The sequence below is a fragment of the Hydrogenophaga sp. genome (assembly GCF_030656115.1).
GTDB lineage: Bacteria > Pseudomonadota > Gammaproteobacteria > Burkholderiales > Burkholderiaceae_C > Hydrogenophaga.
On the sequence record NZ_JAUSOO010000060.1, the window covers coordinates 1 to 6355 of the forward strand.

Sequence of the window (6355 nt, forward strand, 5' to 3'; positions counted from 1 at the left end):
ACCATGCCGGCGCCCGAACGCACCAAAAGCGGGTCACCGGCGAGTTCGCGCAGCCGCTTGAGCGCCGCACTCACCGCCGGCTGGTACATGCCCAGGCGCAGCGCCGCGCGCGACACACTGCGCTCGGTGAGCACGGTGTGCAGCACGCGGATCAGGTGCAGATCAATCTTGTCGAACATGGACACGTATTTCATACCCTTGTCATAGACCGGTGAATGGTGTTTTGGGCATCTGGGCCATACGCCTGAGCATATGTTGTGCCATGGGCGTGGCGCTATGCTGGCGCGCATGACCACTGAAACTGTTGCTCCCCTGACGTTCATTCGGCGCGGCCAGCCCGTGACGCTGCGCAATGTACCACCCGACCGCACCCTGCTGGAGGTGCTGCGCGAGGACCTGCACCTCAGCGCCACCAAGGAGGGCTGTGGCGAAGGCGACTGCGGTGCCTGCACCGTGGTGCTGGGTGAGGCGGTGGGCGGCCAGCTCCAGTACAAAGCCGTGAACAGCTGCATTCGGCTGGCCCATTCGGTGGCCGGCATGGCGGTGTTCACCGCCGACGACCTGGCCGCCCCCAACGGAGCACTGCACCCGGTGCAAGAAGCCCTGGTGCAGTGCCACGGCAGCCAGTGCGGTTTTTGCACGCCGGGCTTTGTGATGAGCCTCTTTGGCATGTACCAGAACAGCGCGGGCCAGCCCATTGGCCGCGAACAGGCCCAGGTCGATCTGTCGGGCAACCTGTGCCGCTGCACCGGTTACCGGCCCATTCTGGACGCCGCCGAAACCATGCACAGCCTGCCCCTGCCCGCCGGCTGCGCGGTGGACGGGCCCACCACCCTGGCCGCGCTGCAAGCGCTCAAGCCCCAGCCCAGCGAAGACGCGGCCTACCTGCGCCCCACCACGCTGGCCAGCCTGTTGCAGCAACGGGCGCGGTTTCCCCAAGCCCAGGTGGTGGCCGGCTGCACCGACGTGGGCCTGTGGGTCACCAAGCTGCACAAGCGCTTTGAGCGTGTGCTGGACGTGACCGCCACCCACGAACTGCGGCAGATACACACCCACCCGGACCACATCGCCATCGGTGCCGCGGTGTCGCTGACCGACGCCTTTGCCGCCCTGGTGCACGAGCGCCCGCAGCTCAAAACCTTCAGCCAGCGCTTTGCCGGCCTGCCGGTGCGCAACGCCGGCACGCTCGGCGGCAACGTGGCCAACGGCTCGCCCATTGGCGACAGCATGCCGCTGCTGATTGCACTGGGCGCCCGCGTGGAGCTGATGCGCTGGCAAGCCACGCCCGAAGGCGGCGAAATAGCCCCACGCGAACTGCCGCTGGAAGACCTGTACACCGGCTACCGCACCAACGTGATGCAGGCCGACGAGCTGCTGTGCTGGATCAAGGTACCCAGGCCGGGGAGCCCCGCCTTCATGCGCGTCTACAAAATCAGCAAGCGCTTCGACGACGACATCTCCGCCGTCTGCCTGGCCATCCAGATGACGCTGCAAGACGGCGCCGTGCAACACATCTCCATCGGCGCCGGTGGCGTGGCCGCCACGCCCGCCCGCGCCCGCCAAACCGAAGCCGCCTTGCGCGGCCAGCCCTGGAACGCCGACACCGTGATGACCGCCATGGCCGCGCTGCGCGCCGAGTTCCAGCCCATCAGCGACATGCGCGCCAGCGCCACCTACCGCCACACCGTGCTGGGCAACCTGCTGCAGCGCTTCTGGCTGGAAAGCCAAGGCATGACCGCCATCAACCTTGAAAACATCCAGACGCTGGAGGCACTGGCATGAACGCACCCGACCTGAAACTTGTGGTGAACAAGACCGACCCCACCGCCGGGCAGCCCCAAGGCGGGGAGAGCCCCCTCGGGGGGCAACGACCCGCGTCAGCGGCGGCGTGTGGGGGCTCACGTTTCCATGAAAGCGCCCGCGCCCAGGTGGCCGGTGCCGCCACCTACATCGACGACATCCCCGAGGTGCGCGGCACGCTGCACGCCGCGCCGGTGTGCTCGCCCGTGGCCCACGGCACGCTGCTGGGGCTGGACGCCAGCGCCGCCCTGGCCGTGCCGGGCGTGCGCGCCTTCATCAGCGCGCAAGACATTCCCGGCGACACCACCCTGGCCGCGTTTGCCCACGACGAACCGGTGTTTGCCCAAGGCACGGTGCAGTTTCTCGGCCAGGTGGGCGGGCTGATCGTGGCCGACACGGTGATGGCCGCCCGCCGCGCCGCGCGGCTGGTGAAGTGGAACGTGCAAACCCTGCCCGCCGTGCTCAGCGTGTTGGAAGCGCACGCGCAACAAAGCTACGTGTTGCCGCCGGTGCATGTGAAGCGCGGCGACGCACAGGCCGCGCTGCAACGCGCGCCGCACCAACTGGAAGGCACCTTTGAAGTGGGTGGCCAGGAACACTTTTACCTGGAAGGCCAGATCGCCTACGTGCTGCCGCTGGAGCAAAACCAATGGTGGGTGTACAGCAGCACCCAGCACCCCGGCGAGGTGCAGCACTGGGTGTCGCACGCATTGGGCCTGCACAACCACGCCGTCACCGTGGAATGCCGGCGCATGGGCGGCGGCTTTGGCGGCAAGGAAACGCAGGCCGGGCACCTCGCGGTGTGGGCCGCCATTGCAGCCAACCAACTGAAATGCCCGGTGAAGCTGCGGCTGGACCGCGACGACGATTTCATGATCACCGGCAAACGCCACCCCTTCGCTTACCACTACCGCGCCGGTTTTGACGACACCGGCCTGCTCTGCGGGCTGCAACTGGAGATGCTGGCCAACTGCGGCTTCAGTGCCGACCTGTCGGGCCCGGTGGCCGACCGCGCCATCTTCCACGCCGACAACGCGTACTTTTTAGAAGACGTGGCGGTGTCCAGCTACCGCTGCAAAACCAACACCCAGAGCCACACCGCGTTTCGCGGCTTCGGCGGCCCGCAAGGCGTGATCGTGATCGAGCGCATCTTGAGCGACATCGCCCGCACGCTCGGCCTGGACCCGCTGGACGTGCGGCTGCGCAACCTGTACGGCATCGAGGAACGCAACACCACCCACTACCAAATGAAGGTGGAAGACAACATCCTGCAGCCGCTGATTTCGCAACTCGCGCTCACCAGCCGCTACCGCGAACGGCGCGAGCAGATCGCGGCTTGGAACGCCCAAAGCCCGGTCATCAAAAAAGGCATCGCGCTCACGCCGGTCAAGTTCGGCATCAGCTTCACCGCCACGCTGTTCAACCAGGCCGGCGCGCTGGTGCATGTGTACACCGACGGCAGCGTCCAGGTGAACCACGGCGGCACCGAAATGGGCCAGGGGCTGAACACCAAGGTGGCGCAGATCGTGGCCGACGAACTGGGCGTGCCGTTCGAGCGCGTGCTGTGCACGGCGGCCGACACCAGCAAAGTGCCCAACGCCAGCGCCACCGCCGCCAGCAGCGGCACCGACCTGAACGGCCGCGCCGCCCAGTTCGCCGCACGCACCGTGCGCAACAACCTCGCCGCCTTCGTGGCCGGGCTCGACGGTGTGGGCGCAGGCTCGGTGCGTTTCGAAGGCGGCCAGGTCATCACCGAGCAGTCCACCCGCCGGTTTGAAGACGTGGTGGGCGCCGCCTACGCCAACCGCATCCAACTCTGGAGCGACGGCTTCTACCGCACGCCCAAAATCCATTACGACAAAACCACCCTCACCGGCCGGCCTTTCTATTACTTCTCCTACGGCGCCGCCGTGAGCGAAGTCGCCATCGACACCCTCACCGGCGAAAGCCGCGTGCTGAAGGTGGACATCCTGCACGACGTGGGCCACAGCATCAACCCGGCCATTGACATCGGCCAGATCGAGGGCGGCTTCATCCAGGGCATGGGCTGGCTCACCACCGAGCAGTTGGTCTGGAACGACAAGGGTTACCTGCAAACCCACGCCCCCAGCACCTACAAAATCCCCGCCACCGGCGACATTCCGGCCCATTTCAAAGTAGACCTCTGGCCCGAAGCCAACCGGGAAGACAACGTGCACGGCAGCAAAGCCGTGGGCGAACCACCGTTCATGCTCGGCATCAGCGTGTTGGAAGCGCTGCGCGACGCGGTGGCGCAAGCGGGCGGGCAGCCCGAGGCCATGAACGCACCGGCCACGGCCGAAGAGGTGTTGCGGGCGGTCGCTCCGTAACCGGGGCACCTGCCCAGGTTCACGGCACAGCCGCCGGGCGCCCGGGCAGCGACAGGCGCGCCGTGGCGGGTGCCGTCTCTGACAACAGCACCCCTTGGCGCCACACCTTCAGCCGCGTGGCGCGCAGGCGGATCGCGTCCACCGGGTCGCGCGCCTGCAGCAACACAAAGCTGGCATCACAACCCACGGCCAGGCCGTAGCCTCTGAGGTCCATCACCTTCGCCGCGTTGACGGTGACCGCGTCGAAGCACTGCCGCATGCCGGCCTGGCTGGTCATCTGCGCCACATGCAGGCCCATGTGCGCCACCTCCAGCATGTCGCCGCTGCCCAGGCTGTACCACGGGTCCATCACGCAGTCGTGGCCAAACGCCACCGTCACACCAGCGGCCATCAGCTCGGGCACGCGCGTCATGCCGCGCCGCTTGGGGTAGGTGTCGTGCCGGCCCTGCAGGGTGATGTTGATCAGCGGGTTGGCCACCGCGCTCACGCCGGCCTCGGCGATCAGCGGTATCAGCTTGCTGACGTAGTAGTTGTCCATGCTGTGCATGGATGTGAGGTGCGAGCCGTTGACGCGGCCCTGCAGACCCAGGCGCTGGGTTTCATACGCCAGCGTTTCGATGTGGCGCGACAGCGGATCGTCCGACTCGTCGCAATGCATGTCCACCGGCAGGCCGCGCTGTGCCGCCAGTTCGCACAACAGCCTCACACTGGCCGCGCCCTCCGCCATGGTGCGCTCGAAATGCGGAATGCCGCCCACCACGTCCACGCCCAGGTCCAGTGCGCGCTTCAGGTTGTCCAGGCCACCCGGGGCGCGCAACACGCCGTCTTGCGGAAAGGCCACCAATTGCAAGTCCAGGTAAGGCGCCACGCGCTTTTTCACCTCCAACATAGCGCGCACCGGCAACAGGCTGGCGTCGCTCGTGTCCACATGGCTGCGAATCGCCAACAGGCCTTTGGCCACAGCCCAATCGCAGTAAGTCAGCGCCCGCTCCACCAGCGCGTCTTCGGTCAACAGCGGCTTGAGTTCACCCCACAGCGCAATGCCTTCCAGCAAGGTGCCGCTCTGGTTCACCCGTGGCAGGCCATAGCTGAGCGTCGCGTCCATGTGAAAGTGCGGATCGCAAAACGGCGGACTCAGCAACTGCCCGGCGGCATCCACGGTTTCGCGCGCAGGCGCCAGAAGCCCGGCGGCCACCTCGACAATGCGGCCGTCTTGCACCGCAACAGACATGTTGGTTCGCCCGTCGGGCAGCGTGGCACGGGTGATCAGCAGGGTGAGCATGGGGCATTGTGTCGGTAAAGCATCGGCGTGGACGGGCCCTGATTTATTTGCATGGTGCGCCAATGGAGTCAGCGATTGTGGGGCAGCGCGCGACTATAGTGATGAACCCGAATGGATTACCGCAGCGGCTTGGGCTGACGGACAGAAGAACGACAAGAAGTGCACCGGGTTTGCTTGCTTTTTTATCCTTGTGTGGAACGCAAGAAGCAAGAGCCAAGTGCTTGATTTATTTGCGTTTTTAGGGGGAAGACGTGACCAGAATATTCCGCACCGTCCAGTTTATTCCGCAGGTATTGCGGTATACATTACGTTGGGCGTCAGAATCATGACCTGGACGGCTGTTGACTCCAATGCGGATCTCAGAGAACTCGCGGACAGCAATTGCTGGGAGGACTCCGAAACCCTCGAGTTCTACGCAACCACAGCCTGCGAACGTTACTTTCCAACCGATGTATCCCGCTCCGGCTACATCAACATGAACATCCATGTCCTCCTATCAGCCTGCTCACCACGGGGGGAAATCCTTGAAATCGTGTTCATTGACGCCGATTGGTCATCCTTGAACTACCTGACTCACGTATTCATTGGTGGTCGAATCGACCCACTGAAGCGAGTCAACATTGAAGACGCAAACGGCAGCTTGGAGATGCGATGCTCCCGGATCATTTATCGGTATCTGCAACAAGACCCTGTTCATCGTAGCGGGCACTATTTCGTGGCACACCACCAGGGTAGCGACACCGAATGACGCCCAATCGGGTAGCCGGGAGTCTCTAACTCCCGGCCCCCACACCACCCACCGTGCGGGTCCGCAGTGGGCGGTTCAACAAGTCGGCTCGCTCGACGAAGCCTTCCCTCTTTTCTTCTTTGCCGTATAGCCCTGTGCCTTGCACCACAGTTCTTTCACGCTGAGCAAACCTTGCTC

Annotated in this window: 5 protein-coding genes; 3 read left to right on the plus strand and 2 right to left on the minus strand. The window is 65.1% G+C overall.

Annotated features, from left to right (window positions below):
• Nucleotides 1-194 (minus strand): LysR family transcriptional regulator (locus tag Q7J58_RS08480; protein WP_304826162.1); only part of this gene is annotated, 194 nt, incomplete at its 3' end.
• Between the two features lie 94 nt (nucleotides 195-288).
• On the opposite strand from Q7J58_RS08480, the gene xdhA reads away from it, so the two are divergent.
• Together xdhA and xdhB are read left to right on the plus strand one after the other, a co-directional pair.
• Complete coding sequence (xdhA, locus tag Q7J58_RS08485; protein ID WP_304826165.1) at nucleotides 289-1782, plus strand: xanthine dehydrogenase small subunit; 1494 nt, start codon at nucleotides 289-291, stop codon at nucleotides 1780-1782.
• Nucleotides 1779-4148 (plus strand): xanthine dehydrogenase molybdopterin binding subunit, encoded by a 2370-nt coding sequence (gene xdhB, locus Q7J58_RS08490; RefSeq protein ID WP_304826169.1) that lies wholly within the window; start codon nucleotides 1779-1781, stop codon nucleotides 4146-4148. The genes xdhA and xdhB overlap by 4 nt, the downstream gene beginning before the upstream one ends.
• A 19-nt stretch (nucleotides 4149-4167) precedes the next feature.
• On the opposite strand, the gene Q7J58_RS08495 is transcribed toward xdhB, so the two are convergent.
• Nucleotides 4168-5430: an amidohydrolase family protein gene (locus tag Q7J58_RS08495; protein ID WP_304826172.1), complete on the minus strand. Its 1263-nt coding sequence runs from the start codon at nucleotides 5428-5430 to the stop codon at nucleotides 4168-4170.
• Here Q7J58_RS08495 and Q7J58_RS08500 point away from each other — a divergent pair.
• The gene (locus tag Q7J58_RS08500; protein ID WP_304826175.1) at nucleotides 5378-6178 is read left to right on the plus strand and encodes a hypothetical protein; all 801 of its coding nucleotides are present in this window, start codon (nucleotides 5378-5380) and stop codon (nucleotides 6176-6178) included. The genes Q7J58_RS08495 and Q7J58_RS08500 overlap by 53 nt on opposite strands.
• Nucleotides 6179-6355: the final 177 nt, after the last annotated feature.